This is a genomic window from Streptomyces sp. AC627_RSS907, assembly GCF_019049165.1.
The window spans coordinates 1-742 of record NZ_JAGMUE010001464.1 but is presented as its reverse complement, the minus strand read 5'-3'; the positions used below and the strand labels follow the sequence as shown (position 1 = coordinate 742).

At 65.2% G+C, this 742-nt stretch carries 1 protein-coding gene; it reads right to left on the bottom strand.

Going from position 1 to position 742, the window contains the following annotated elements:
- Positions 1-190 precede the first annotated feature (190 nt).
- Positions 191-628: a nuclear transport factor 2 family protein gene (locus tag KUM32_RS42460; protein WP_217146916.1), complete on the bottom strand. Its 438-nt coding sequence runs from the start codon at positions 626-628 to the stop codon at positions 191-193.
- Positions 629-742 lie beyond the last annotated feature (114 nt).

Sequence of the window (742 nt, the reverse complement as noted above, 5' to 3'; positions counted from 1 at the left end):
CGTGTGCACAGACTGCCCGATCGTGAGGGGCGGAAGCTGCACAGGTCGTGCGTCGGGGCAGTATGAGTTCGGTGCGCTACCGGCGGTGGCCACTGGGAATTCGGTGGTCAGCCGACTCACCGTGCGCTGGAGCAGCCGACATCGGTCACCGATTTGGTTCTGCTGTCGGCGGGGCGTGACCGCACCGCGGTCAGGCAGAGGACGACGACGGAACCTCTCCGAAGACCATGCGGTGCCCCCGGGCTGTGTCCATGTATTCGCGCACCCGGTGGATCAGCTCGTCCCGGAGCTCGAAAACGAAGCAGTAGTCGTTGGCGTAGTGGTTGCCGTTGGCCAGAGTCGCCGTCATGGTCTCCTCCACGACCACCCGCTCGCCGTCGGCGTGGAACGCGTGGAAGGTGACTGTGACCTCACGCACGAACAAGCGGGGGAAATCCTCAGCGAGGAAGCGCACGATCGCCTTCCTGCCGACCATGTGGCTGGGGGCATCCAGCGCGATGGCAGTTGCGTTGCCTGGCGGCGCGAGCCACTCGGCATCCTCGGTGAAGACCGCGGAGATGCGGTCAGCGTCGTGGCTGGCGAACGCCTTCCAAGCGTTCTGGACGATGCTGCGGCTCTGCTGTGACATGCCCGCCGACCCTAGGCGAGCGCAGGCGAAGGGGCTGGCGATGTTTCGACAACACCTCCTGGGAACGCAAGACTGACGCCTCCGAATTGCGCAGTAGGCACCATTGCGCAGTAC